The sequence below is a fragment of the Kocuria dechangensis genome (assembly GCF_014636775.1).
Taxonomy (GTDB): Bacteria; Actinomycetota; Actinomycetes; order Actinomycetales; family Micrococcaceae; genus Kocuria; species Kocuria dechangensis.
In genome coordinates, this window is sequence record NZ_BMEQ01000018.1 from 19158 (window position 1) to 43893 (window position 24736).

Sequence of the window (24736 nt, forward strand, 5' to 3'; positions counted from 1 at the left end):
CCGGCGGCGGATAACGGTTCGGCGGTCAAGCGGTCTCCCACCGGTGCCCACGCCGCGCACCGGGCGTACCCTGGAGGCTTCCAGGAGTACCGATCCCCGCAGGTGCATCATGAGCATGCTCATTCTGGGGCCGCCCCTGATGGCGGCGGTCGTGGGCCTGGGACTCACCGCCCCGGCCCGTGGCGCGACGATTTCCCGGCCCCCTTCCCCCGGCTCCCCGCTCGCCGGCATCCTGTTCCGCCCCGCGCTGCAGAGATGGGGCGGCGCTCCCGACGGCAGGGTCATCACCAACGTCCGGGCCGGTCGCCACGAGGACTTCGACCGGCTCGTGGTGGACGTGCGCGGCGGCGAGCCCGCCTACGACGTCGAGTACGTAGCCGCGGTCGTGGCGCAGGGCTCGGGCGGCCGCGTCCAGCTCATGGGCCGCGCCGCCCTCCAGGTGCTCGTCCACGCCGCGCGCCACGACCACCTCGGCAACGAGACCTGGGCGGCCACCGACCCCCGGGAGCTCGTGGACGTCGAGGGCTACCGCAGCTTCCGCCAGGTCGCCTGGGCCGGGCACTTCGAGGGGTGGTCGACGATCGGCGTGGGCGTGCGCACGCAGCTGCCCTTCCGGGTCCTGCTGCTCAACGGCCGGGACGAGACCCGCCACGTGGTGATCGACGTCGCGCACGACCGCTGACGGCGACGCGCAGGACGCCCTGGTCGCCGCGGGCCGGAGGGCGGGGAGTCCCTGGTTGCTCGGCGCCGTAACGATTGCGACCACACTTCAGTCTCATCTGGAGACTTAACGTTCGAGAAGGCGGATCATGGGAGCACCCGATCGGGCACAACAGGGGCCCGAGGGGTCATCGAGAAGGTGCGTCATGAAGAAGCTGATCTCATGGCTGGCGGCACTGGTGCTGGCCATGGGGCTGGGGCTGATCGTCCCCGGCAGCGCCAGTGCCGCGGCCCCGTACTGCGGCATCACGTGGGGTTCCGGACCCAAGAGCAGGGAAGGCAACGTCACGCCGCCCCACATCCCCCACGTCACCGACATCCGGGCGGGACAGCACCGCTGCTTCGACCGGCTCGTGGTGGACCTCGACGGCAAGGTGAGGGGCTACTCCGTCGGCTACCGGCAGTTCACGGGCATCGGCTCCGGGGAGCCCATCCCGCTGCGCGGGACCGACCTGGTGATCACCGTCGACGCCCCCGCCTACGACGACGAGGGGGAGGCCACCTACAAGTTCGGCAACCCGCGTGAGCTGGTGGACGTGCGGGACTACCGGACCTTCCGGCAGGTCGCCTGGGGCGGCAGCTTCGAGGCCCAGACCTCCGTCGGCCTCGGCGTGCGCGCGCGGCTGCCCTTCCGCGCGTTCATCCTCAACGGCCCGGGCAGCGGCTCGCGGCTCGTCGTCGACGTCGCGCACCGGTGGTGACCCGGCGAGAGACAGGGAGCGAACAGGAGAAGACCACAGCCGAGGGGCCCGGTGCGCACCGGGCCCCTCGGCACGCCGCGGCGCACGTGACCTGCGGGCCGTTCTCCGGTACGCTGGACCGCTGGTGCCCGACGCCCCCGCCCTCCCCGGACCGCGGGACCGCACGACGGCGACGCACCATCCACCGAGCGAAGCCGTGCCTGGCAAAATCCAGGCACCAACAGAAGGTTTGAACCCATGAAGACTGACATCCACCCGGACTACCACCCGGTCCTCTTCCGCGACCTGGCCTCCGGCAAGACCATCCTCACCCGGTCCACCGCCACCTCGCAGAAGACCGAGACGTGGGAGGACGGCAACGAGTACCCGATCATCGAGGTCGAGATCTCCTCGGAGTCCCACCCGTTCTACACCGGCAAGCAGCGCATCATGGACTCCGCCGGCCGCGTGGAGCGCTTCAACGCCCGCTTCAAGAACTTCGGCAAGTCGAACGCCTGAGGTTCCCTCCCGTCCACGGGACCCACGTGCTCAGGCCCGGACCGCATCGGTCCGGGCCTGAGCCGTCCCCGGGCGCCGGGGCCCCCGCGGATCCCGGGCCGATACAGTAGGGACGGCCTTCCCCCTCCGCCCCCCAGGAGCCCCTCCGTGCACCGTCCTGCCCGCCGTGCCGTCCCCGCGCTCGCCGTGAGCCTCGCCCTCGCCCTGAGCGGGTGCGGCGACGGCACGACGATGCCGGACCCCGCCGCGACGACCCCGGCCACGGCCGGGGACACCCCGCTCACCGAGATCGACCCCGCCGAGATCGCCGAGCAGCGCGATCTCCCCGAGACCTACCGGCAGCCCGCCGTGGACGGCACCGCCCAGCCCGCGGCCACCGTGGCCGTGGACGCGGAGCCCACGGGGGAGGACTACGCCCACGGCGGCGTGGGGCTGTCCTTCGAGGCCACCGAGCTCGCGGACGAGCGGCTCAGCGCCGAGAACACGGACCTCGTGCACCTGGTCCGGCAGATGGACCAGCCCACCCTGCGCTTCGGCGGCAACTCCGTGGACCGCCGGTTCTTCTTCACCGCCGAGGACGAGCAGCCGCCCACGGACTGGCCCCTGCAGAAGGGGGAGCAGATCACCACGGTCACGCCCGAGGACCTCGAGCGCGTGGCCGGTTTCGCGGAGGCCACCGGCTCCAAGGTGATCCTCGGCGCCAACCTCGCCGCGGACGACCCCCGGCGGGCGGCGGAGCTCGCCGAGCACGGCCGCGCGGCCTTCGGGGACGACCTCATCGCCCTGATGGTCGGCAACGAGCCCAACGGCTTCTACAAGGGCGAGGACCACCGGCTCACCGTCAAGGACGAGAACTGGGACATCCCGCAGTACCTCGCCGACCTGGAGCAGTACACGGCGGCCGTGCGCGCCGCGGTGCCGGACCTGACGATCACCGGCCCCGGCGCGTACGCCCCGGACTGGTGGGCGGCCGTGGCGGAGTCCGGGATCGAGGACGTCGTCCTGGCGGCCCACCAGTACCCCCTGTCCTCGTGCGACGGCTCGACCCCGCACCAGGAGCCCACCATGCGGAACCTGGTCGCGGAGCACACCCGGGACAACGTCGACCGCTTCCTGGGCCTGGCGGTGGACCAGGGAAAGGAGGCCGGCCTCCCGGTGTGGCTCAGCGAGACCTCCGTCTCGGCCTGCACCGGCAGCAACGACGTCACCGAGAGCCTGGGCTCGGCCGTGTTCTCCGCCGAGTACTCCCTGCGCGCCCAGTCCCTGGGCGTGGAGCGGCTCGTCTACCACTCGTCGCTGGACCAGTGCGCCGGCGGCCCGCCCATGTCCCCGGTGTGCTCCTCCGGCACCCGTGAGGACCCGAGCGGGGCCTACTCCCTGCGCGCCAACCACCTGGGCATGACCCTGGTGGGCCAGATCCCTGACGGCGACTTCCTCGGCACGGCGGTGGCAGGCAACGAGGACGTCACCGCCTACACGATCGACCACGGCGAGGACCCGCAGGGGAGGCGGCAGGTCACCCTCGCCCTCACGACGTTCGCCGACCCCGCGGGCGACGGGCGCACCCCCGTCACGGTGGACCTGCCCTTCGCCTACGCGGAGGCCGTCATGGCGCAGCTCGGCGGGCCCGACTGGGACGCCCAGTTCCCCAAGGCGAGCCTGTTCGACGTGGCGCCCGAGGACGGGGAGCGGCGCACCGAGGACACCGACGGGCGCGCCCAGACCGTCGACGCCGCCCTGACCCCCATCGGCGACGACCATGTGTCCGTGGACGGCTGGGGGCTGCCCCTCACCCCGGTCAGCGAGCGACCGAAGGTCCCCGGCGCGGAGCCCAGCACGGACGAGCTTCGCCTGTCGCTGAACCCCGGCACCGTCACGGTCGTGACCCTGACCCAGGAGTAACCTGGCACCGGAGCAGCGGGTCCGGAGAGCAGGACCAGCACGGAGCGGGGAGGACAACGATGGGCGAGCAGGCGCGGCGGCACGGGGAGTTCAAGGTGCTCGGCGGCAAGCTCGTGGTCGCGGACCTGAGCGTGGTCGACGGCCGGCTGGCCGAGGTCTCGATCAACGGCGACTTCTTCCTGGAGCCGGACGAGGCGCTCGACGACATCAACGCCGCCCTCACCGGCCTGAGCGAGGACGCGTCTCAGGCGGAGATCGTCGCGGCCGTCAACGCCGCGCTGGACCCCGGCACCGTGCTCTTCGGCTTCTCCGCGGAGTCGGTCGCCACGGCGGTCCGACGGGCCCTGGCGAAGGCCACCACCTGGAGCGACCACGAGTGGGAGGTCATCCCGCCGGTGGTCCGCCCCACCCTGGAGAACCTGGCCCTCGACGAGGTGCTCGCCCGGGAGGTCGGCGCCGGCCGGCGCCGACCCGCCCTGCGGCTGTGGGACTGGGAGGAGCCGTCCGTGGTGATCGGCTCGTTCCAGTCGCTGCGCAACGAGGTGGACCCCGCCGGCGCGCAGCGGCACGGGATCTCGGTGGTCCGCCGCGTCTCGGGCGGCGGCGCCATGTTCATGGAGGCCGGCAACTGCATCACCTACTCGCTGTACCTGCCGCAGACGCTGGTGGACGGGCTCAGCTTCGAGGAGTCCTACCCGTTCCTGGACCAGTGGGTGATGCAGGCCTTCCAGGAGATGGGTCTGCAGGCGTTCTACGTCCCGCTCAACGACATCGCCACCGAGCACGGCAAGATCGGCGGCGCGGCGCAGAAGCGCTTCGCCGGCGGCGGCATGGTCCACCACGTGACCATGAGCTACGACATCGACGCGGAGAAGATGACCGAGGTCCTGCGGATCGGCAAGGAGAAGCTCTCCGACAAGGGCCACCGCTCGGCCAAGAAGCGCGTGGACCCGCTGCGCCGCCAGACCGGCATGCCGCGGGCCGACGTCGTCGACAAGCTCCTGGAGGTCTTCACCGGGCGCTACGACGCCCTCGAGGGGTCGGTGGGCGAGCACGAGCTCGCCGCGGCCCGCCGGCTCGTGGAGACCAAGTTCGGCACCCCGGAGTGGATCGCCCGCGTGCCCTGACCAGGCCCGTCACGGCTGTTCTCAGCATGCGTTGAGCTGTGGCGACGTAGGATGTCCCGCAGTGATCCCCGTCCGAGGGCGGGCCGGGATCGTGACCCCCGCCGCCCCCGACCCCGGAGCACCCATGTCATTCGACGACCGCGACCAGACCGCCACCGCCTACGGAGCCGTCCCCCCGGCCCGGCGGAAGCGGCACACCACCCGCAACGTGCTGCTGACCTTCCTGGCGCTCGTGCTGGTCGCGGCCCTCATCGTGGGGTTCTACGTGTGGAACCTCGGCCGGACGTTCGACGACCGGAAGCAGACCATGGAGAGCGCCTTCCCCGAGGAGTCGACCCGCCCGGCGGTGGACTCGGCGCAGGACCGCGGCACCAACGTCCTGCTCCTGGGCGCCGACGAGCGCCCCGAGGGCCAGGAGGACGCCGGCGTGGAGGGGGAGCGGGCGGACTCGATCATGCTCGTCCACGTCCCCGAGGACGGCGGCGAGGTGTACGTGATGTCCATCATGCGCGACACCTGGGTGGAGATCCCCGGCGTGGGCGAGGCGAAGGTCAACCAGGCGCTCGACATCGGCGGCATGCCGCTGATGGTCCGGACGGTCGAGGAGCTGTTCGGGCTGCGCGTGGACCAGGTGGCCTCGGTGGACTTCGCCGGCTTCCAGGGCCTCACCGACGCCCTGGGCGGCGTCACCATCGACGTCCCGCAGGACTTCGTCTCCCACGACGGCGTGGCCTTCGAGCAGGGCCCGCAGCTCATGGACGGGGAGACCGCCCTGGAGTTCGTGCGCGAGCGCTACGCCTTCGCCGACGGCGACTACCAGCGGGTGGCGAACCAGCGCGCCTACGTCAAGGCCGTGATGGACAAGACCCTCAACCGGGAGACGCTGACCAACCCCGCCCGGATCCAGGACGTCGTGACGCAGTTCTCGCCCTACCTCGAGGTCAGCGACGGCCTCGACGCCGGCTGGATCGCCGGAGTGACCCCCGATCTGGTCGGCGTATCCTCCGAGAACATCCAGATGTTCACCGTTCCGAACCAGGGTGTGGGCTATTCGGCGGACGGCCAGTCGATCGTAGTGGCCGACTACACAGCAATGGAAGAGATCGGCGAGGCCATTTCGGGGGACACTCTCAGCGAATATGTTGCTAACCTGAACCCAGCCGATCAGTAATTCGCCCTCGCACACACCCCCTCGGTGCGCTGGGCGGCGTGAACCCCCACCCCCCAGCTCGCCCCTTGATCGGCTGGGACGGGCGCCTCTTGACCCCCGCGAGAGCCCATGCAGCCCACCCCCCGTCCACTCCGCCTGCTCGTGCTCACCCACTCGTACTGGCCCGAGCACTCACCGCCCCAGCGCCGCTGGTCGTCGCTGACCCGTTATCTCCGTCACACCGGCTGGGACGTCTCCTTCCTGGCACCCGTGCCGCGGTTCCGGGGCACCGAGCCCGGCACCGACACCACCGGCCACGGCCGGCCCACGTGCACCGGGCCGGTCGGCGAGACCATCCACCGGGTGCCGTTCCTCAGCGCCCGGCACAACCGCGGCTGGAAGCTGGCGGACCAGATGTTCACCGCCGCGGCGTCCGCCGTGCGCGGGATGGGCACGGGGGAGCACGACCTCGTGCTCGTCACGGCCCCGTCGCTGCCGCTCCTGGCCTCCGGCTGGGCGCTGGCCCGGGCCAAGAAGGTCCCGTTCGTGGTCGAGATGCGCGACGCCTGGCCGAACCTCGCCGAGGACGCGAACCTCGTCCGCGGCGGCGGCAAGAGCATGATCAACCAGGTGGTCGAGTTCGTGCAGAACCACGCCGACCTGGTGGTCACCGTGACGGAGGGCTTCGCCGAGACCCTGCGGGAGCGCGGCGTGCGCAACGTCGTGACGATCCGCAACGGCGTCATCCTCGCCCGGACCCCGCGCCTGCTGCCCCCGCCGGTGGAGCGCGAGCGGCTGGAGGTGCTCTACCTCGGCAACCACGGGGAGAGCCAGTCCCTGGAGCGGCTCGTGGAGGCCGCCGCCCTCGTGGGGGACAGGATGCGCCTGACGCTGGTGGGCCAGGGCAGCCGCAAGCCCGCCCTCGAGGCCCTCGCGGCTCGCCTGCGCGCCCCCGTCCGGTTCCTGCCGCCGGAGTACGGCTCAGCCGTCTTCGAGCGCTACGCCGAGGCGGACAGCGTGGTGATCTCCCTGCGGGACGACTGGAAGTCCTTCGAGGACACCATCCCGTCCAAGACCTACGAGGTGCTCTCGGTCGGCCGGCACATCACCGCCATCGTCCGCGGCGAGGCGGCCCGCGTGCTCGCCGACGCCGGGGAGGGCAGCGTGGTGGGCAGCCGCCCGGAGGAGATCGCCGCGCTGTGGCAGGGGCTGATCGCCGACCGCTCCCGGCTGCGCCAGCGCTCGACCGGGCGCGCCTGGGTGGCCGCGAACGCGGACTACCGGGACCTCGCCGCGAGCTACGACGCCGTCCTGCGCACGCTGCTGCCCGGCATCGCCGTCCCGGTCCGCGAGGAGCTGGAGCTCGCCGAGCTGGAGTTCGCGGACCTGGAGGTCGCCGGGGTGCGGCGCGCCCGGGCCGCGGCGAGGGTCAAGCACCATGCTGCGTGAACGGGAGGCCCGTCCGGCCCGCACCACGGGCCGGGCCGGGCGCTCGTACCGCCAGCTGGGCGCCAACCTCGCGGTGACGGCCTCCACGGTGGCCGAGCACCTCGGCGACGACCCGGTGGTGTTCTGGTCCCAGGTCTCCCGCCGGCTCCCGTCCCGCGCCGTCCGCCCCGCGGCCCGGGCGCTGACCGGAGGCGAGGCCACCTGGCCGGCCGCCGGCGCCGCCGCCGCCCACGTCCTCGGCCGCCGGTCCGAGGCGGAGGACGCCCTGGCCCGCGGCGAGGCCGGGGACTTCGACCCGCAGACCACGCGCCGGCTCGCCGACGTCGCCCTGGGCATGGGGCAGGTGGAGCAGGCCGACCGCCTGCTCGAACAGGTCCCCGCCGGCACCCGCGGCCGCGCCGGGACGGAGGCGCGCCGGCACTGGCACCTGGGCCGGATGACCGAGGCCGTGGAGTGCCTGCGCCGTGCGGTGACCGCCGGACATGCCACGCCGGGGGAGCGGCGCCAGCTGCGGCGCCTCGAGGACGAGCTGGAGCTCTTCTCCGGCTGGACCCCCGACCTCCCGCCCGTGGCCGGCTACCGCCCCGAGCCCACCTCCGTGCTGCACGTGCTGACCAACTCCCTGCCGCACACCCAGAGCGGCTACGCCCAGCGCACCCACTCCCTGCTCACCGCCACCGCCGCCCGGGGCTGGGACGTGCACGCCGTGACCCGCCCGGGCTACCCCGTGCAGGTCGGCAAGCTCGGCGCCCGCGCCCTCGACGTCGTCGACGGCATCCCGTACCACCGCATCCTCCCGGCCCGGCTGGCCCGCACGGCCACCGGCCGGCTCCAGCAGGAGGCCGAGGCCGTGCTGGACCTCGCCCTGCGCACCCGGCCCGCCGTGCTGCACACCACCACCCACTTCGTGAACGCCGTGGTGACCCGGGCCGTCGCCGAGGTGCTCGGCATCCCGTGGGTCTACGAGGTCCGCGGCCAGCTCGCCGACACCTGGGCGGGCAGCCGCCCCGCCGAGGCCGCCGAGAGCGAGCGCTACCGCCTCTTCACCGCTCGGGAGGCCGAGGCCATGGCGGCCGCCGACGACGTCGTGACCCTCGGCGCGGCCATGAGCCGCCGCGTCCGCGAGCTCACCCGGGGGCTGCCCTCCGGTCCCGTGCCGTCCCGCCAGGCGCCCAACGCCGTCGGCGGGGCCTACCTCGAGGAGCCCCTCCCCGTCGCCGAGGCCCGGCGCGCCGTGGGGCTGCCGCAGAACGCCCGGATCCTGGGCACCGTCACGAGCGTCGTGGACTACGAGGGCCTCGACGACCTGCTGCGCGCCGCTGCGCGGATGGCTCCGAACGTGGCCGATCTGCTCGTGGTGATCGTCGGCGACGGCGCCGCCCGCCCGGGCCTGGAGACCCTCGCCGGCGAGCTCGGCATCGCGCATCGCGTCCGCTTCACCGGCCGGGTGCCGCGCGAGCAGGCCGTGCTCTACCACCAGGCCTTCGACGTCTTCGTGGTCCCGCGCAAGGACCGGACCGTGACCCGCGCCGTGACGCCGCTGAAGCCGGTCGAGGCGCTGGCCACCGGCACCCCCGTCGTCGCCAGCCGGCTGCCCGCTCTGGCGGAGCTCGTCGCGGACGGGATCACCGGGATGCTCGTGCCCCCGGAGGACCCCGAGACGCTCGCCACAGTCCTGCAGATGATGCTCGAGTGCCCCGCGGTGCGGCAGTGCCTGGGGGCCGAGGGGCGGCATCGTGTCCTGTCACGGCGCACATGGGACGTCGTGGCGCGCGGTACGGTGGACACTTACGAATTCCTGACCCGACGAGAACATCCCCAGGAGGCCAGCGCGTGATCGTGCGCCAGACGCCGGAGCGAGCGGAATGGTTCAGCTCCGGGCCCCCGCCCCGCACGGTCGTGTTCGACTCCTCGAGGCTGCAGGCGGTGGGCACCCGCCCCCCGCTGACCGAGTACCTGGTCCAGCTCTGGGGCAGCCGGCACTTCGTCCTCTACGACGCCCGGGTGCGGCTGTCCGTCAGCCAGGAGCACACGATGCTCGGCAAGGCGTGGCTGGTGCTCAACCCGGCGCTGCTGGGCCTGACCTTCCTGCTGATCTTCGGCCTGCTGCTGGGGACGCGGGACGGCGTGGAGAACTTCATCGCGTTCCTGCTCGTCGGCATCATGATGTTCACCTACTCCTCCCGCGCGATCGTGGCGGGGGCGCGGTCCATGGCCTCCGGCCGGGCCCTCATCCGGGGCTTCAGCTTCCCGCGGGCGGCGCTGCCGCTGTCGATCAACGTGCGGGACCTCATGAGCCAGGGCTTCGTGCTCGTGGCCATGATCGTGATGGTGCTCGCCATCCCGCCGCTGGAGCCCATCAGCTGGCGCTGGCTGCTGCTGATCCCCATCGTGGCGCTGCAGACGATCTTCAACTGGGGCTTCGGCATGCTCATGGCGCCCCTGGTGCACCGGATCCCGGACGTGGGCAACCTCCTGTCCTTCGCCATGCGGATCTGGATGTACTCCTCCGGGATCTTCTACGACCCCTCCCGCTTCGTCACCGACGAGCGCTGGATGCTCCTGTTCGAGGCGAACCCGCTGTACCAGGTGCTCTCCATGTCCCGCGACTGCCTGATCTACGGGATCACCCCCGAGTGGTGGCAGTGGACGGTCCTGGTGGTCGCGGCCTTCGGCACCTGGCTGCTGGGCCTGTGGGTGTTCTGGCGCAACGAGGAGAGCTACGCCAATGAGCGCTGAGCCCCGCACCGCACCGTCCGGCCGCCGCCGGGCGACCGTGCGCAACCCCGCTGTCGTCGTCGACGACGTGACCGTGGTCTACACCGTCACGAGCACCGGCGGCGGGGACGAGGTCCCCGTCTCCGCGCCGGTCCGCCTGGCCCGCCGGGCGCTGGGCCGGCCGCCCATCGTGCGCAACCAGGCCCTCACGAACATCACCCTGGCCGTGGAGGAGGGGGAGTCGGTCGGCTTCATCGGCCGCAACGGCTCCGGCAAGTCGACGCTCATGAACGTGATCTCCGGCCAGCTCAACCCCACCTCCGGCCGGGTCTACGCCGCGGACGTCCCCGCCAAGCTCGGGGTCAACGTGTCGCTGGTGCCCGCCCTGTCCGGGGAGCGCAACATGCGCCTGGGCTGCCTGGCCCAGGGCATGACGCCCGCCGAGGTCGACGCGAAGATGGACGAGCTGATCCACATCGCCGCGCTGGACAAGGCCATCCACTGGCCCATGAAGGCCTACTCCTCCGGCATGGCCGCCCGCCTGCGCTTCGCGGTGGCCACGGCCACCGACCCCCACATCCTCATCCTCGACGAGGCCCTGGGCACGGGCGACGCCCAGTTCCAGGACCGCGGCAAGGCCCGGATGCAGGAGATCCGGGAGCAGGCCGGCTGCATCCTCTTCGTCTCCCACTCGATGGCCGAGGTGCGGACCATGTGCTCCCGCGTCGTGTGGATCGACGAGGGCGAGCTGGTCATGGACGGCGATCCCGGCGACGTGATCGCGGTCTACGAGCGCTTCATGAAGGATCTGGCCGCCGGCAACAACAAGAGCGCCCTGGCGATGCGCGACGAGGCGAGGGAGGCCCTGGTGCGCACCGTCGTGGCGGACCTTGGCCCCTCGGCGGCCCAGCCGGGAGGCACCGCGGCATGAGCGTGACCGACCAGGTCTTCGACGTCCGCACCGCCCTGTGGCACCTGCGCCACGGCGGCCCGTCCGCAGTCGCCAGGTACCGGCGCCGGCTGCGCGTGCCCCGCGCGATCACCGCCGCGCCCTCGCAGCAGGACAAGCAGCTCACCTTCGCCCCGGCGCAGTGGCCGGACGCCCCGCCCGTGTTCGCCGACGTCACTGCCGCCGTGATCCTCGACGACTTCTCTGCGCGCGCCCTGCGCTACGAGTGGAACCAGATCGCCTTGACCCGCGGCGGCTGGCGCGAGGAGCTGGCCGCCCAGCCCGTGGACCTGCTCTTCGTGGAGTCCGCGTGGCACGGCAACGACGACGAGTGGCAGTACCAGCTCACCGGCGCCTCCGGGGTGAAGCAGCCGTTCAAGGACCTCCTGGCGCACTGCCGCGACCAGGGCATCCCCACGGTCTTCTGGAACAAGGAGGACCCGCCGCACTACGACGACTTCCTCGAGTGCGCCGCCCTGTTCGACCACGTCTTCACCTCGGACGCCAACCGGGTGGAGCACTACGCCCGGGACCTCGGCCACGACCGGGTGGGCGTGCTGCCGTTCGCCGCCCAGCCCGTGGTCCACAACCCCGTCCGGCCGCAGCACGGCTTCCACGCCCGGGACGTGGCCTTCGCCGGGATGTACTTCGCCCACAAGTACCCGGAGCGGCGCGAGCAGATGGACCTGCTGCTCGGCGGCGCCCTGGACGTCAGCCCCAAGCTGGGCCGGGGTCTGGAGATCTTCTCCCGCTACCTCGGGGACGACGAGCGCTACCAGTTCCCGCACCCCCTCGACGAGCGCGTGGTGGGCTCCCTGCCCTACGACCGGATGCTCACCGCCTACAAGGCGTACAAGGTGTTCCTCAACGTCAACTCCGTGGTGGACTCGCCCAGCATGTGCGCCCGGCGGATCTTCGAGATCACCGCGTCAGGGACGCCGGTGGTCTCCACCCCCAGCGCCGCCCTCCGGAACTTCTTCCCGCCCGAGGAGCTGCCGGTCGCCCAGACCCGCGAGCACGCCGGGGACGCCGTGCGCGCCCTGGCCCGCAGCCCCGAGCTGGCCGACCGCATGGTGCACCGCGCCCAGCGCACCATCTGGGCGCAGCACACCTACACCCACCGGGTCGCCCAGGTGCTGGCCGCCGCACTCCCCGGTCCGGTCCGGGCCCCCGAGGAGCCCACCGTCTCCGTGCTGCTGTGCACCAACCGCCCCCACCAGCTGGAGCACGCCCTGACGACCATCGCGTCCCAGGTGCGGGTGACACCGGAGGTCGTCCTGCTCTGCCACGGCTTCGACCCCGAGGCCCACGCGGTCGAGTCCCTCGTCGACACACTCGGACTTGCATCTGTGAAGATTCTCACAGCAAACGCCGAGGTCAGCCTGGGGGAGTGCCTCAACCGGGCCGTCCGGGCCTCGACCGGGGACGTGCTGACCAAGATGGACGACGACGACTTCTACGGCCCGCACTACCTCAGCGACCAGCTGCACGCGCTGCGCTACTCCCGGGCGGACATCGTCGGCAAGCAGGCCCACTACATGTACGTGGAGTCCCGGGACGCCACGCTCCTGCGCTTCGGGCACCGCGAGCACCGCTGGACGGACTTCGTCATGGGCCCCACGATCATGGGCCGCCGCGAGGTCTTCGAGCGGATCCCCTTCGAGTCCCGCACCACCGGCGAGGACTCCGCGTTCCTCGCCGCCGCCACGGACGCGGGGTACCGGATCTACTCCAGCGACCGGTTCAACTTCCGCCAGTACCGGGGCACCGGCGAGCACACGTGGTCCGTGAGCGACGCGGGCGTCCTGGCCAGCGGTAATGTGGTCATGTTTGGGGACAGCCTGAGCCACGTCGTCGTCTGATCCTCCACCCCCGACCCCTACCGGAAGAGATGCACATGTCCGAGAACAACAACGTCGTCGTCGTCGGCCTGGGCTACATCGGCCTGCCGACGGCCGTCGTCCTCGCCAACCACGGCTCCCGGGTCGTGGGCGTGGACATCAACCAGGCCAACGTCGAGCGGATCAACCGCGGCGAGATCCCGTTCGTGGAGCCGGGCCTGGAGGAGCAGCTGGCGCACGTGGTGGCCGAGGGCACTCTCTCCGCGACCACCGAGACCCCTCACGGCGAGGCGTACATCGTGGCGGTACCGACCCCGTTCAAGGACAACTACGAGGGGGACCTCTCCTACATCCGGGCCGCCTCGGCGAACATCGCCCCGCAGCTGCACGGGGACGAGCTGATCATCCTGGAGTCGACCTCCCCGCCCCAGACCACGCGCAAGATGGCCGAGCACATCCTCGAGCTGCGCCCGGACCTGTCCCTGGACGGGGCCGACGGCAAGCCGGCCATCCACGTGGCGCACTGCCCCGAGCGCGTGCTGCCGGGCAAGGTGATGGAGGAGCTGATCACCAACGACCGCATCATCGGCGGCATGACCCGCGAGGCGACCCGCCGGGCCAAGGCCCTCTACGCGACCTTCTGCGTGGGCGAGCTGCTGGAGACCGACGACGTGACCGCCGAGATGGCCAAGCTCACCGAGAACTCCTTCCGCGACGTCAACATCGCCTTCGCCAACGAGCTGTCGCTGATCGCCGACAAGCTCGGGATCGACGTGTGGGAGCTCATCGAGCTGGCCAACCACCACCCGCGCGTGAACATCCTCCAGCCCGGCCCCGGCGTGGGCGGGCACTGCATCGCGGTGGACCCGTGGTTCATCGTCTCCTCCGCCCCGGAGGAGTCCCGCCTGATCCGCACGGCCCGGGAGGTCAACGACGCCAAGCCCGAGTGGGTCATCAGCAAGGTCAAGGAGGCCGCCGAGGGCATCGCCGCGCCCGTGGTCGCCGCGCTGGGCCTGGCCTTCAAGCCGGACATCGACGACCTGCGCGAGTCCCCGGCCCTGGAGATCACCAAGCGCCTGGCCGAGGAGTTCCCCCACGGCACGATCCTGGCCGTGGAGCCGCACGTGGCCAAGCTCCCGCCGGCACTGGAGGGACGGAAGAACGTCCGGTTCGCCGAGCCGCAGGACGCCATCAAGCACGCCGACGTCGTGGTGCTGCTGGTCGACCACCAGCAGTTCCGCCTTCTCCCCAAGGGCATCCTCGACGGCAAGCAGATCGTCGACACCAAGGGGCTGTGGCGCCCGGGCAAGTCCTCGGCCCTGACCGTGAACACCACCTCCATCCCGATCGTGGCCGCCGCGCGCTGACCGCCGCCCGATGAGCGGGGCGGGCCGGCCTCCCCAGCCGTGCCCGCCCCGTCCCGTTCGGTCCCCCAGATTTCCCCCGCTTGCCCTCCCTCCCCAGGAGTCCCCCCATGCACCACGACGAACGTCGCGATCCTCAGCACATCAAGCAGCAGATCGTCGCCAACGTCGCGGCGAACGCGGAGCGCACCTACGAGCAGCTCCAGGCGGCGCGCGCGGGGGAGAGAAAGTGGCGAGCCCAGGCCGCCGCGCTCCGACAGGATCTCGACCGGCAGACGAAGAAGACCGGCCAGATAGCCCGCAACGAGCGCGAGCTCCAGCGGCAGAACCAGCAGCTCGAGGTCGAAAAACGTCAGCTGCAGACCGAGGTCCGCCAGCTCGCCCGCGCCCGGGACTCAGCCCGCGCGGATCTCGACGCGGCCAGGGCGGAGAACCAGCGCCTCACCGAGCGGCTCACCGAGGTCGAGAGTTCGAGGGGCTACCGGCTCGGCCGGGCAGTGCTCGCACCCATCGCCTCCCGCCGCACCGAGGCCGAGAACGCTTCCGACGGGTCCCGTGGCTCGTCATCGGTGGGACTGATGGAGCAGCCGCCGACACACCCCGCCGACGGGGCCGCAGGGGACGCGTCCGCGCACACGGCGACGGCCCCTGTCACGGCGACGGACGAAGCTGAACGGCAACGGGCCGAGCCGTCGCGTCCCCGGCTGTCCGAGCTGTCCCTCGAGGAACTCCTGGCGCTGTTCGAGGGGGACCCCACCCCGGCGATGCTCGCCGCGTGCGTGAACCGCCTCTGGTACCAGCACGGCGCCATCAACCGGACCGCCGACCTGATCGAGGCCCACCGGGATCTCGTGGACGGCATGACTGCCAAGCAGCAGCAGCTCGTGGAGCGGGTGCGGGGCACTGCCGCCCTGCGGACCGGTGTCGCCCGGCTGGTCCCGCCGCGGGCCGCCGGGGCCGCCTACGTCGCCGAGCGCCGCCGGGTCCTGTACTGCGCCTACTCCACGCCGGTGTACCACTCCAACGGCTACTCCGTGCGCACCCAGGGCATCGTGGCCGGCATGCGCCAGGCGGGGATCGACGTCTCCGTGGTCGGCCGCTCGGGCTATCCCTGGGACGTCACCACGGAGGCGACCAAGCCCAAGCAGCGCCGCTGGGTGAACAGGCTCGACGGCGTCGAGTACACGCACCTGCCCGAGGGCAGCCTCGGCACCGACGCCCCGGACGACTACGTCCTCACCGCCGCGGACGCCTACGTCCGCGAAGCGCGCCTGCGCCGGCCGTCGGTCCTGCACGCGGCGTCCAACTACCTCAACGGCCTGCCGGCCCTCGTCGCGGCCCGGCGCCTCGGGGTGCCGTTCGTCTACGAGGTGCGCGGGCTGTGGGAGGTCACCGAGGCCTCCGCCAAGGAGAACTGGACGGTCACCGACCGGTACGCGGCCCAGTCCGAGATGGAGGCCTTCGTCTGCCGGGAGGCGGACGCGGTCCTGGCCATCACCCAGGAGGTCAAGGAGGAACTGGTCCGCCGCGGCGTGGACGCCGCCAAGATCGAGCTCCTGCCCAACGGCGTGGACCCCCGCGCCATCCAGCCCCTGCCCGTGGACACCGCCCACCGCAAGGCCCTGGGGATCCGCGAGGACGTCCCGGTGATCGGCTTCGCCGGCTCCCTGATCGGCTACGAGGGCCTGGACGTCCTCCTCCAGGCCGCCCGGATCCTGCGCGGCCGCAAGGTCGACTTCCAGATCGCCATCGCCGGCAAGGGCGGCGTGTACAACCAGCTCAAGGAGTACAAGGAGAAGCAGAAGCTCGGGCAGTCGGTCCGCTTCCTGGGACGCCGGCCCTCCGAGGAGATGCCCCGCGTCCTGAGCTGCTTCGACATCGTCTGCTGCCCCCGGAAGTCCCTGCCCGTGACCGAGATGGTCTCGCCGCTCAAACCGCTCGAGGCGTTCGCCGCCTCCAAGCCCGTAGTGCTCTCGGACGTCTCGCCCCACCGCACCCTCGTGGGCGAGCACGAGGAGCGCGGCCTCTTGGCAGCACCGGACAACCCCAAGGCCCTGGCCGACGCGCTGCAGCGGCTGATCGAGGACCCCGAGCGGCGTGCCGCCATGGGGCGTGCCGGACGGCTGTGGACGGTCGACGAGCGCAACTGGAAGTCGCTGGGGGAGTCCGTCCGCACCGTGTACCGCCGTGTGGTCGCCGCTCGGGAGTCCGCTCCGGGCCTGCCCCTCGCCGGCCTGCGCATCGGGCTGATCGCCGACGAGTTCACCACCGAGACCCTGCGCCGCTCGGCGACCGTCGTGCCCCTCGACGGCGAGCGCTTCGAGGAGCAGCTGCGCGCCGAGAAGCTGGACCTCGTGTTCCTCGAGTCCGCCTGGAACGGCAACGGGGGCCAGTGGCACCGGTCTGTCGGGTACTACTCCGAGGAGGAGGACGCCCGCATCGCGCGCCTGTTCGCGGTGTGCCGCAGCCTGAACCTCCCCACGGTCTTCTGGAACAAGGAGGACCCGGTCCACTTCGAGCGGTTCAAGCGCACGGCGGCACGGTGCGACCACGTGTTCACCACGGACGCCAACATGATCGGCCCGTACCTGGACACCGCGCGACGCACCGAGGGCGGTCGCGCGGTCACGGCCTCCTCCCTGCCGTTCTACGCGCAGCCGGCCATCCACAACCCGCTGCCGGGGGCCCGTCCGGTGGAGTCCACCGTGGCCTACGCCGGGACGTACTACGGGGACCGGTACAAGGACCGCTCCGCGCAGCTGTCGAAGCTGCTGCACGCCGCCCGGCGGCACGGCCTGGCCGTCTACGACCGGCAGCTCGCCCTGCCGGACTCGCCCTACCGGTTCCCTGCCGAATTCCAGCAGGACGTGCGCGGCGCCCTGCCCTACGACGAGGTCATCGACAGCTACAAGGCGCACACCGCCAACCTCAACGTGAACTCGGTGGCGGAGTCGCCCACCATGTTCTCCCGGAGGGTCGTGGAAATCGCTGCCTGCGGCGGCGTGGTGCTCTCGGCCTGGGGCCGCGGCGTCAGCGAGACGTTCGACGGGCTCATCCCCTCGACCAACAACGAGGACTACTGGGAGGCCCTGCTCGGGTCCTGGAGCACCGACCGCAAGGAGCGGCTGGCCGAGGCCTGGCTGCAGATGCGTGCGGTCTACCGCTCCCACACGGTCGAGTCCGCCCTGACGATCCTGGCCCGCACCGCGGGCATCCCGGTGGCGGGTCTGCGCCTCCCGTCCTACGGCCTGGAGCTCGACCCGGCCGACGCCTCGGCGGTCGAGACCGTCGCGGCCCAGTCCGTCCTTCCTGAGGTCGTGCTGCTGACCGGATCGGACCCGGACGGCACCACCGCCCGCCGCCTCGAGACGGCCGGGGTGGCTCGTGTGCTGGCGCCGGGGGAGTCCGGTCACTCCGACGTCGAGTGGTGGGGCCGGGCCCGCGCCGGTGTCTCGCGCACCTGGGCCGAGGACCTGCTCACCGGCACGCGCTACGGCGAGTGGGGCCGGCTGATGTCCCGGCCGCTGCGCGACGGCGAGACGGGGCAGCCGTTCGCCCTGCCGGTCGACGGCCCCTCCGGCGCCGGTACCGACGGGCTCAACGGGCTGGTGCATGCCGACGTGCTGGCCTCCTGCGGAGGCGACCTCGAGGCGGCAGGAGCCGCCGAGCCGGTCTCCGGCCTGCTCCTCATCATCCCCGATCACGCCCCCGCCGTCCCGGACCGCGCGTCCGGTGCCGACGTGCCCGACGTCGCTGGGCACGGGACGGTCCTCGTGGCCGGTCACGACCTCAAGTTCGCCCGAGCCTGGATCGACCACCTCCAGCAGCAGGGCGCCACCGTGCTGCTCGACGAGTGGGCCGACCACGCCCACCACGACGAGGATCGCTCCCGGGAGCTGCTCGCGCAGGCGGACACCGTGTTCTGCGAGTGGGGCCTCGGCAATGCCGTCTGGTACTCGCAGAACGTGCGTCCGGGCCAGCGGCTCGTCGTGCGGGTGCACGCCCAGGAGTTGCGTCGTCCGTACCTCCGGCGCATCGACCACTCGAAGGTCTCCGCGTACGTGTTCGTGGGTGAGCTCATGCGGGACGCCGCCGTGCGCAGCCACGGGGTGCCGCGTGCGAAGACCGTCGTGGTCCCCAACTTCGTGCTGGCCGACGTCCTGGATCTGCCCAAGGAGCCCGGCGCCGAGCACGTGCTCGGCATGGTGGGCATGGTGCCGCAGATCAAGCGGATCGACCTCGCCGCTGAGCTCCTCGAGAGCCTCCTGGAGCGGGACGACCGTTTCCGCCTGCGCGTGAAGGGCAAGCGCCCGGAGGACTACGCCTGGATGGCCAAGCGGGAGGACGAGATGGCCTTCTACCGTGCGGCCTACGAGCGCATTGACCGGCTCAACCGGAACCTCGGTGCCGAGGCCGTGTTCTTCGACGGCCACGGGGACGACATGCCGCAGTGGTACCAGGGCGTCGGCACGGCGATCTCCCTCAGCGACCTCGAGTCCTTCCACCTGACACTGCCGGACGGGGCCGCGTCGGGCGCCGCACCCGTCTCCCTGGCCTGGCCCGGATCGGACCTGATCTATCCGCGCGACTGGCTCGTGCCCTCTGTCCGTGCAATGGCCGAGCGCATCGCGGCCCTGGCCGAGGAGCCGGCTCTGCGGGGGTCCTTCGTGACGGAGGCCCGCGATCACGCCCGGGCGGCCTTCGACCGCGGGGCGGTCTTCGACCTGCTGGACCAGGCCCTCGCGGGACGCACTCTCCCCTCTGCAGCTCCCACGAACAGGTGATCACCATGACCGAGCACGACGCCGAGACGCAGCCCGGCACCGATGACCAGGACGTCGCCGCCGTCCTGGCGGCGCAGGCCGCCGAGCTGGCGGCCCTGCACCAGGAGCTGATCAAGTCCTACGAGAAGGAGCTCGCGTTCTTCGCGAACCTCGAGAAGCGTGATCGGCAGGCCAGGGCCCACGACAACGCGCGCCTGAAGAAGATCTGGTGGCTGGAGACCGAGCTCCGCACGCGGCGCGACGAGACCGTCAGGCTGCAGCAGGAGGCCGACTCCCTGAAGGAGGAGACCGGCCGGCTGCAGTCCGAGCTGTCACGGACCCGTGCCGCCCTGCGGAACCTGCAGAACTCGGCCATGGGCCGGGTGCAGCGCTCGTACTGGAAGATGCGACAAGGAGCACGACGATGAGCCCCCTGAACAAGGCCGGCGTCGAGTACCGCAAGGCCAAGGTCCGCGACCGGCTGGCACAGCTGAAGGAGCGCGAGGAGGCGGTGCGCCAGGACCGGGCGTACTACCGGTCGGCGTACTTCCGCTCGCAGCTGGCCGCCGATCCGGCGTCCGTCCGCTGGACCCGTGCTCGGTCGCCGGAGGACTACAGCGCCCGGCTCGCCGAGGTCCTGCGCACCGACCTGGTCGAGGAGCTCGTCGCCCAGGCACGGTCGCTCCCCGACCACCTCGGCACCCGCAGCCTCGCGCCCCACCCCGCCCGGGTCGCCGTGATCGCGGACGCGTTCCTCTGGTCGACCTTCGACGGGACGGCCGACCTCACCTACCTCACGCCCGAGAACTTCCGGGAGGTGGCGCCGCAGATGGACCTCCTGCTGATCGCCTCCACCTGGCGGGGACGCTTCGAGGAGTGGCACGGGACCTCGACGTCCTCGGGCATAGTACGGACCGAGGTGATCCCGCACTTCCGGTCCCTGGGCGTGCCGGTCGCCTTCTACTCCAAGGAGGACCCGCCCAACTATGTCCGGTTCCGCCCCCTTGCGCAGGAGGCCGACTACGTCTTCACGTCGGCCGCCGAAAAGATCCGGGACTATCTCGAAGACTGCACCGACGCCCGCGACGTGCAGGCTTTGACGTTCGGAGTCAATCCGCTCGTGCACAATCCTGTGGGCTCCCGCCGGACACGTCGGCAGGAAGTGCTCTTCGCCGGGTCCTGGCTCAGTCACAAGTACCCCACCAGGCAGAAGGACGCCGCCGCGCTCTTCGACGGTGTGCTTGCGGCCTCACGGGACCTGTTGATCCTGGATCGCAACAGCCAGCTGGGTGACCCCAGGTATTTCTATCCCGAGCCCTATCTGCCGCACATCGGGCCCGGTGTAGACCATGCCGACCTCATGCGGATCCAGCGGATGGTGGACGTGCAGCTGAATCTGAACTCGGTCAACGACAGCACCACGATGTTCGCCAACCGGGCGGTGGAGCTGCAGGCCATGGGCGCTCTGGTGGTATCCAACTACAGCCTGGCCGTCAACGACCTCTTCCCCGAGGTGCAGCTCGTCGACGACGCCGCAGAGGTGCCCGGCATCCTCGACGCCGTTCAGGGCACCGAGCTGTACCGGGCGCAGATGAGCGGACTCCGCCGGGTCTTCACCGACCACCTCGCTTTCGACCGGATGGGCGACATCCTCCGCACGGTCGGCCTCCCGGCCCGTTCGAGCCGGCAGCGGGTGGCCGTCACCGCCGAGGAGATCACCCCGGCCGTCCACGCGGTGGCGCAGCGGCAGTCGCTCCCCGGGATCGAGGTCGTGCCGAAGCAGGAGCTCCGGCGCCGGCGGGCGGAGTTCGACGTCGTCGTCCCTGTCGATCCCCGCTACGCGTACGCGGGGCACTACGTCCAGGACCTGGTCAACGGCTTCGCCTACGCGGACGTCGACTTCGTGGTCAAGAACGGCTACGAACAGCCCGGCCGCGTGGTGTCCGTCGAGGACCACGAGCCGGTGGGCCTCGCCCACGACCGGCACCGCACCGCGCTCTGGGCGGACGGACCGGCCCTCGACCAGTACCTGAACGGCGCCGACATCGCCGGTTCGGGCTACTCGGTGGATCCCTTCGGCGTCGACACCGCTCCCGGCACCGGCGTGAAGGTCGCTGTCCGGGAGCCGGAGCTGACCGTCGTCGTGCCGGTCTACAACAACGGCATGCACCTGGAGCACAAGTGCTTCCGGTCGCTCCAGCGCTCCAGCATCTTCGACCGGATGGAGATCCTGCTCGTCGACGACGGCTCGACGGACGGCACCACGCCCCAGATCGTGGCGGAGCTGGCGGAGCGGCACCCCAACGTGCGGGCGCACTTCAACGAGCGCGGGGGCTCGGGCAGTGCGTCCCGGCCCCGCAACCAGGGCCTGGCCATGGCCACCGCGCCGTACATCACCTACCTGGACCCGGACAACGAGGCGATCAACGACGGCTTCCGCGTCCTCCTCGAGCGGGCACGGGACCTCAGGCTGCAGTTCGCCATCGGGGACATGCTCAAGCTGTCCACCTGGCGCAGGTACGTCCACAACGTCGCCCTCCTCGATCCAGTCCTCGAGGACGACCCCGTGGGCGGCAAGCGGGTGCCGGAGGACGTGCTGCAGCAGATCAGGTTCCAGCCCATGAGCATCCAGGCCCTCGTCGCGGACACCGCGTGGCTGCGGGCCATCGGTCTGCACCAGCCCGTCGGCGCCCTCGGCCAGGACTCGATGGCGTTCCAGCAGATGCTCGGCCGGGCCCGCCGGATCGACACGGTGAAGATGCCCATCCACGTGTACTACGGCGCCGTCTCCACCTCCGTGGTCAACACCGTGGGGCCCGGCTTCTTCCGCAAGTACCTCCCGCTGGAGAAGGCCCGCTCCGCGTGGCTCCACGCCGACGGCCTGTACGAGGAGTACTGCCGCACGCGCGCCGACGCCTACTTCCAGGGCTGGTTCGTCAACAAGTTCAACAAGAGCGTGGCCCCGGAGAACCGGGCCGAGTGCCAAGCGCTGCTGTTGGAGCTGGCGGCGTTCTACGACGTACAAGTGGCACCCGAGGATCCGACGGATGCCGGATCTCCCTTGGTCGTGCAGACCCGTGACACTACGGAGGGTGACGCATGACCGGCAAACTCATTGTCGAGACGATCTTCTGCGACGCCGAGCTGAACCTCATGGTGCAGCGGACCTACTTCGCCCGGCTAAAACGGACGCTGCTGTCCCTGTCCCGGATCACAGTTCCCGAAGATCTCGACGTGGTGCACCTGCTGTACGTGTCGGTCGACAAGAAGCGCTGGCTGCAGGAACTGGAAACTCTCACCGGCCGGCTGAGCCGGACCTCCGCCGTGTCCTTCAGGGTGATCCCTTACGGCCATCCCTCGAACGGATACTCCAGCGGGGGACAGGCACACCCTGACACCGTCAAAGGGCCCAACAAGCAGCACCCGCTCCGGAACCACCTGTTCCGGTCGACGGGTGAGGACGTCGTCGACCGCCCGTACGAATACATCGCGCGGGCAACCCTCGACGACGACGACCTGTGGTTGCCCTGGCAGGCGCAGGAGATCCGACGCGTGTGCATGAACCTTGTCTCCGAGCCGGCGGATCAGGTCGTCGGTGTGGGCCTCCGAAACAACTTCATCGCATACTCCGACGAGGGCGGGGTGAAGGCGCAGTCCGTCGCCATGAACAGAATGCTGACGGGCAACAAGTTCTACTTCTATCCGCCGACAGCTTTCGATCAGATCGGCACCCTCTCACCGTGGAACGTGCCCGAGCTGATGACGGTCAACTACCGGGAGCGCTACCGCAGAACCGGGGTGGACCTGCGCATCCAGGAGCACAACGTTCCTGGGTTCGTGTACATGCGGCGCGGGAACAATCTCTCGGCGCAGCAGAAGACCGGCTATGTCACGACAGAGCACGGGGCTGCGGACTTCGCAGATGAGGCCGCCATGTACGAATCACTTGCAGCAGACCGCGTGTCCGGGATGATGCCGCCGCGGCCGATGGAGATCGACTACGGAATCGACCCCGCGCAGTACCGTATCTCGGTGCGCCGTCAAGCCAACGGCGACGTGTCCTTCTCGACCAATGTGCAGGAAGTCTTCGGCGGGGAGTCACGCTTCGCCTTCCATCTCTTGCGGGGAGTGGAACCGGTGCAGAAGCTGGGATACGGTGCCCGCACTTCCGGGGTCTTCCGGGATGCGCCTGCGAACTGCCGCGTCAAGATCTACGTGCGCGCCGAGGACGGCCGCAGAGAGTCAAAGGTGTCCAACGTTGTCTGACCCGTCAACCGAGACGCGGGCCGCATATGCCCCGTGCCAGCACGAGTCCCCGCATCTGCGGCACTTCGAATGGGAGAGCGTCGAGGCGTTCGTCGATGCAGGTCGTGCGGTGGAGGACGGACTACACACGATCCACCTCCCGGCCGGCCCCCACCTCGACATCATGCTCAAAGGACGGCCCCTGGACCCGGTGCACGGCACCGCCTGCGTGTTCTTCAACGGGGCGGTGGGCAACCGTGCGAAGAAGACCGCCCCGTTCCTCTCCGGAGCCGGTGTCTCGAAGGCCGTGGACGTGCCCTTGATCTCCGTGGCGGACCCGAGCCTGAGGCTCAACTCCGAACTGGGCCTCGCCTGGTACATGGGGAGTGAGGGCGCCAACGCACAACGCCCCATCTCGGCACTGCTAAGGCACATGGCAGAGGTCAGTGGCAATCATCTTGTGCTGGTGGGTGGTTCCGGTGGAGGGTTCGCGGCACTGCACCAGGCGCAGCTCCTGGGCGAACTGGCATCAGCGCTCGTCTGGAATCCCCAGACGGACGTTCTGGAGTACTCGCCTCGATTGGTCAAGCTGTACCTGGAAGCAGCATTTCCCACCCTCACGGGCCGCCTCGGCGGAACGGACTGGAAGGACCTCGCCCGGGAGCGGATGGATGCCAATGGCATGCAGTCGGAACTCGGCTCCACCTTCGCCGATGGATTCCGCATGCGCCGCCTGATCTGGTTGCAGAACTGGAACGACTGGCACACCAGAAGCCACATGATTCCCCTTCTCAACGCCATGTCGAGCACCCGCGAGATGTGGCCGGGGATGATCGGCTCCGACGACGAGCACGTTATCTGGATGACAGAAGCAGGGGAGGGCCACGCCCCGCCTCCCGCTGAAGCTGTCCAGACGTTGCTGGCGGACATGGTCCGAAGCGACTCTTCCAGTCTTTCCACGGCGAAGTGGGCCGCCGCACAGGCTATTTTCCCCCGCGAGTTCGAGAAGCAGTACGTCCGAGATCTGCGGCCCTTCCGGTCGCCATTGCAGACCGCTGTCGAATTCGTCTTCGTCAACGGCCAGAAACTGACGCCCAAGGCTGCAAAGCTCGACTCGAAGTTCGGTGGTCTGCGCTTCAAGTACGAACTCGTGGGCACCACGGCAGCGCGCGAGACCAAGTACGGCGGTCTGGGCAGCACCTACGTCGTGCCCGACGAAGCCGACTGGGATTACCTTATCGTCAGCGCGCTCGACGGTTTCGACCACGAGCTGTTCAGCGCGCGATTCCTGAACCAGGGAGGCTGAACT

17 protein-coding genes are annotated in these 24736 nt (G+C 70.7%); all 17 read left to right on the plus strand.

All coding sequences use genetic code 11. From position 1 onward, the window contains the following. The first annotated feature begins 109 nt into the window (after positions 1-109). The 17 genes from IEW07_RS14610 to IEW07_RS14690 all read left to right on the plus strand — a co-directional run bounded on the left by IEW07_RS14610 (position 110) and on the right by IEW07_RS14690 (position 24733). Entirely contained in the window at positions 110-682 is a 573-nt protein-coding gene (locus IEW07_RS14610; RefSeq protein WP_188538519.1) for an AMIN-like domain-containing (lipo)protein, read from the plus strand. Positions 683-866: 184 nt separating this feature from the next. Next, on the plus strand, positions 867-1421 hold the full coding sequence (locus IEW07_RS14615; RefSeq protein ID WP_188538521.1) for an AMIN-like domain-containing (lipo)protein: 555 nt from the start codon (positions 867-869) through the stop codon (positions 1419-1421). A 237-nt stretch (positions 1422-1658) separates the two neighbouring features. Then, positions 1659-1919: a type B 50S ribosomal protein L31 gene (locus IEW07_RS14620; RefSeq protein WP_188538523.1), complete on the plus strand. Its 261-nt coding sequence runs from the start codon at positions 1659-1661 to the stop codon at positions 1917-1919. Between the two features lie 147 nt (positions 1920-2066). Continuing rightward, positions 2067-3821 carry a glycoside hydrolase family protein gene (locus IEW07_RS14625; protein WP_188538525.1) on the plus strand — a complete coding sequence of 585 codons (1755 nt, stop codon included), beginning with the start codon at positions 2067-2069 and terminating at the stop codon, positions 3819-3821. Positions 3822-3880: 59 nt separating this feature from the next. Continuing rightward, positions 3881-4948, plus strand: a complete 1068-nt coding sequence (lplAB, locus tag IEW07_RS14630) for a lipoate-protein ligase LplAB (protein WP_188538526.1) — start codon at positions 3881-3883, stop codon at positions 4946-4948. Positions 4949-5072: 124 nt separating this feature from the next. Next, complete coding sequence (locus tag IEW07_RS14635; protein WP_188538527.1) at positions 5073-6119, plus strand: LCP family protein; 1047 nt, start codon at positions 5073-5075, stop codon at positions 6117-6119. A 108-nt stretch (positions 6120-6227) separates the two neighbouring features. Next, the gene (locus IEW07_RS14640; protein WP_188538529.1) at positions 6228-7547 is read left to right on the plus strand and encodes a glycosyltransferase family 4 protein; all 1320 of its coding nucleotides are present in this window, start codon (positions 6228-6230) and stop codon (positions 7545-7547) included. After that, on the plus strand, positions 7537-9384 hold the full coding sequence (locus IEW07_RS14645) for a glycosyltransferase family 4 protein (protein ID WP_188538530.1): 1848 nt from the start codon (positions 7537-7539) through the stop codon (positions 9382-9384). Before IEW07_RS14640 ends, IEW07_RS14645 begins: the two co-directional genes overlap by 11 nt. Further along, on the plus strand, positions 9381-10286 hold the full coding sequence (locus IEW07_RS14650; protein ID WP_229741881.1) for an ABC transporter permease: 906 nt from the start codon (positions 9381-9383) through the stop codon (positions 10284-10286). Before IEW07_RS14645 ends, IEW07_RS14650 begins: the two co-directional genes overlap by 4 nt. Next, complete coding sequence (locus IEW07_RS14655) at positions 10276-11196, plus strand: ABC transporter ATP-binding protein (RefSeq protein ID WP_188538534.1); 921 nt, start codon at positions 10276-10278, stop codon at positions 11194-11196. The genes IEW07_RS14650 and IEW07_RS14655 overlap by 11 nt, the downstream gene beginning before the upstream one ends. After that, positions 11193-13076: a glycosyltransferase family protein gene (locus IEW07_RS14660; RefSeq protein WP_188538536.1), complete on the plus strand. Its 1884-nt coding sequence runs from the start codon at positions 11193-11195 to the stop codon at positions 13074-13076. Before IEW07_RS14655 ends, IEW07_RS14660 begins: the two co-directional genes overlap by 4 nt. A 35-nt stretch (positions 13077-13111) precedes the next feature. Continuing rightward, positions 13112-14422, plus strand: a complete 1311-nt coding sequence (gene wecC, locus IEW07_RS14665) for a UDP-N-acetyl-D-mannosamine dehydrogenase (RefSeq protein ID WP_188538537.1) — start codon at positions 13112-13114, stop codon at positions 14420-14422. 107 nt (positions 14423-14529) lie between these two features. Next, positions 14530-19203 carry a glycosyltransferase gene (locus tag IEW07_RS14670; RefSeq protein WP_188538539.1) on the plus strand — a complete coding sequence of 1558 codons (4674 nt, stop codon included), beginning with the start codon at positions 14530-14532 and terminating at the stop codon, positions 19201-19203. A 5-nt stretch (positions 19204-19208) separates the two neighbouring features. Continuing rightward, positions 19209-19610, plus strand: a complete 402-nt coding sequence (locus IEW07_RS14675; RefSeq protein ID WP_188538541.1) for a hypothetical protein — start codon at positions 19209-19211, stop codon at positions 19608-19610. Next, positions 19607-22285: a glycosyltransferase gene (locus IEW07_RS14680; protein ID WP_188538543.1), complete on the plus strand. Its 2679-nt coding sequence runs from the start codon at positions 19607-19609 to the stop codon at positions 22283-22285. Before IEW07_RS14675 ends, IEW07_RS14680 begins: the two co-directional genes overlap by 4 nt. Beyond that, positions 22282-23448, plus strand: coding sequence for a hypothetical protein (locus tag IEW07_RS14685; RefSeq protein ID WP_188538545.1), 1167 nt, complete (start codon positions 22282-22284; stop codon positions 23446-23448). The genes IEW07_RS14680 and IEW07_RS14685 overlap by 4 nt, the downstream gene beginning before the upstream one ends. Next, the gene (locus IEW07_RS14690; RefSeq protein WP_188538546.1) at positions 23441-24733 is read left to right on the plus strand and encodes a hypothetical protein; all 1293 of its coding nucleotides are present in this window, start codon (positions 23441-23443) and stop codon (positions 24731-24733) included. The genes IEW07_RS14685 and IEW07_RS14690 overlap by 8 nt, the downstream gene beginning before the upstream one ends. Positions 24734-24736 lie beyond the last annotated feature (3 nt).

Excerpts from the sequence above, each read along its gene's own strand:
- IEW07_RS14670 (WP_188538539.1), top strand. The coding sequence starts at position 14,530 with ATGCACCACGACGAACGTCGCGATCCTCAGCACATCAAGCAGCAGATC.
- IEW07_RS14660 (WP_188538536.1), top strand. The coding sequence starts at position 11,193 with ATGAGCGTGACCGACCAGGTCTTCGACGTCCGCACCGCCCTGTGGCAC.
- IEW07_RS14615 (WP_188538521.1), top strand. The coding sequence starts at position 867 with ATGAAGAAGCTGATCTCATGGCTGGCGGCACTGGTGCTGGCCATGGGG.
- wecC (WP_188538537.1), top strand. The coding sequence starts at position 13,112 with ATGTCCGAGAACAACAACGTCGTCGTCGTCGGCCTGGGCTACATCGGC.
- IEW07_RS14685 (WP_188538545.1), top strand. The coding sequence starts at position 22,282 with ATGACCGGCAAACTCATTGTCGAGACGATCTTCTGCGACGCCGAGCTG.
- IEW07_RS14620 (WP_188538523.1), top strand. The coding sequence starts at position 1,659 with ATGAAGACTGACATCCACCCGGACTACCACCCGGTCCTCTTCCGCGAC.
- IEW07_RS14640 (WP_188538529.1), top strand. The coding sequence starts at position 6,228 with ATGCAGCCCACCCCCCGTCCACTCCGCCTGCTCGTGCTCACCCACTCG.
- IEW07_RS14645 (WP_188538530.1), top strand. The coding sequence starts at position 7,537 with ATGCTGCGTGAACGGGAGGCCCGTCCGGCCCGCACCACGGGCCGGGCC.
- IEW07_RS14675 (WP_188538541.1), top strand. The coding sequence starts at position 19,209 with ATGACCGAGCACGACGCCGAGACGCAGCCCGGCACCGATGACCAGGAC.
- IEW07_RS14610 (WP_188538519.1), top strand. The coding sequence starts at position 110 with ATGAGCATGCTCATTCTGGGGCCGCCCCTGATGGCGGCGGTCGTGGGC.
- IEW07_RS14680 (WP_188538543.1), top strand. The coding sequence starts at position 19,607 with ATGAGCCCCCTGAACAAGGCCGGCGTCGAGTACCGCAAGGCCAAGGTC.
- IEW07_RS14635 (WP_188538527.1), top strand. The coding sequence starts at position 5,073 with ATGTCATTCGACGACCGCGACCAGACCGCCACCGCCTACGGAGCCGTC.
- lplAB (WP_188538526.1), top strand. The coding sequence starts at position 3,881 with ATGGGCGAGCAGGCGCGGCGGCACGGGGAGTTCAAGGTGCTCGGCGGC.
- IEW07_RS14655 (WP_188538534.1), top strand. The coding sequence starts at position 10,276 with ATGAGCGCTGAGCCCCGCACCGCACCGTCCGGCCGCCGCCGGGCGACC.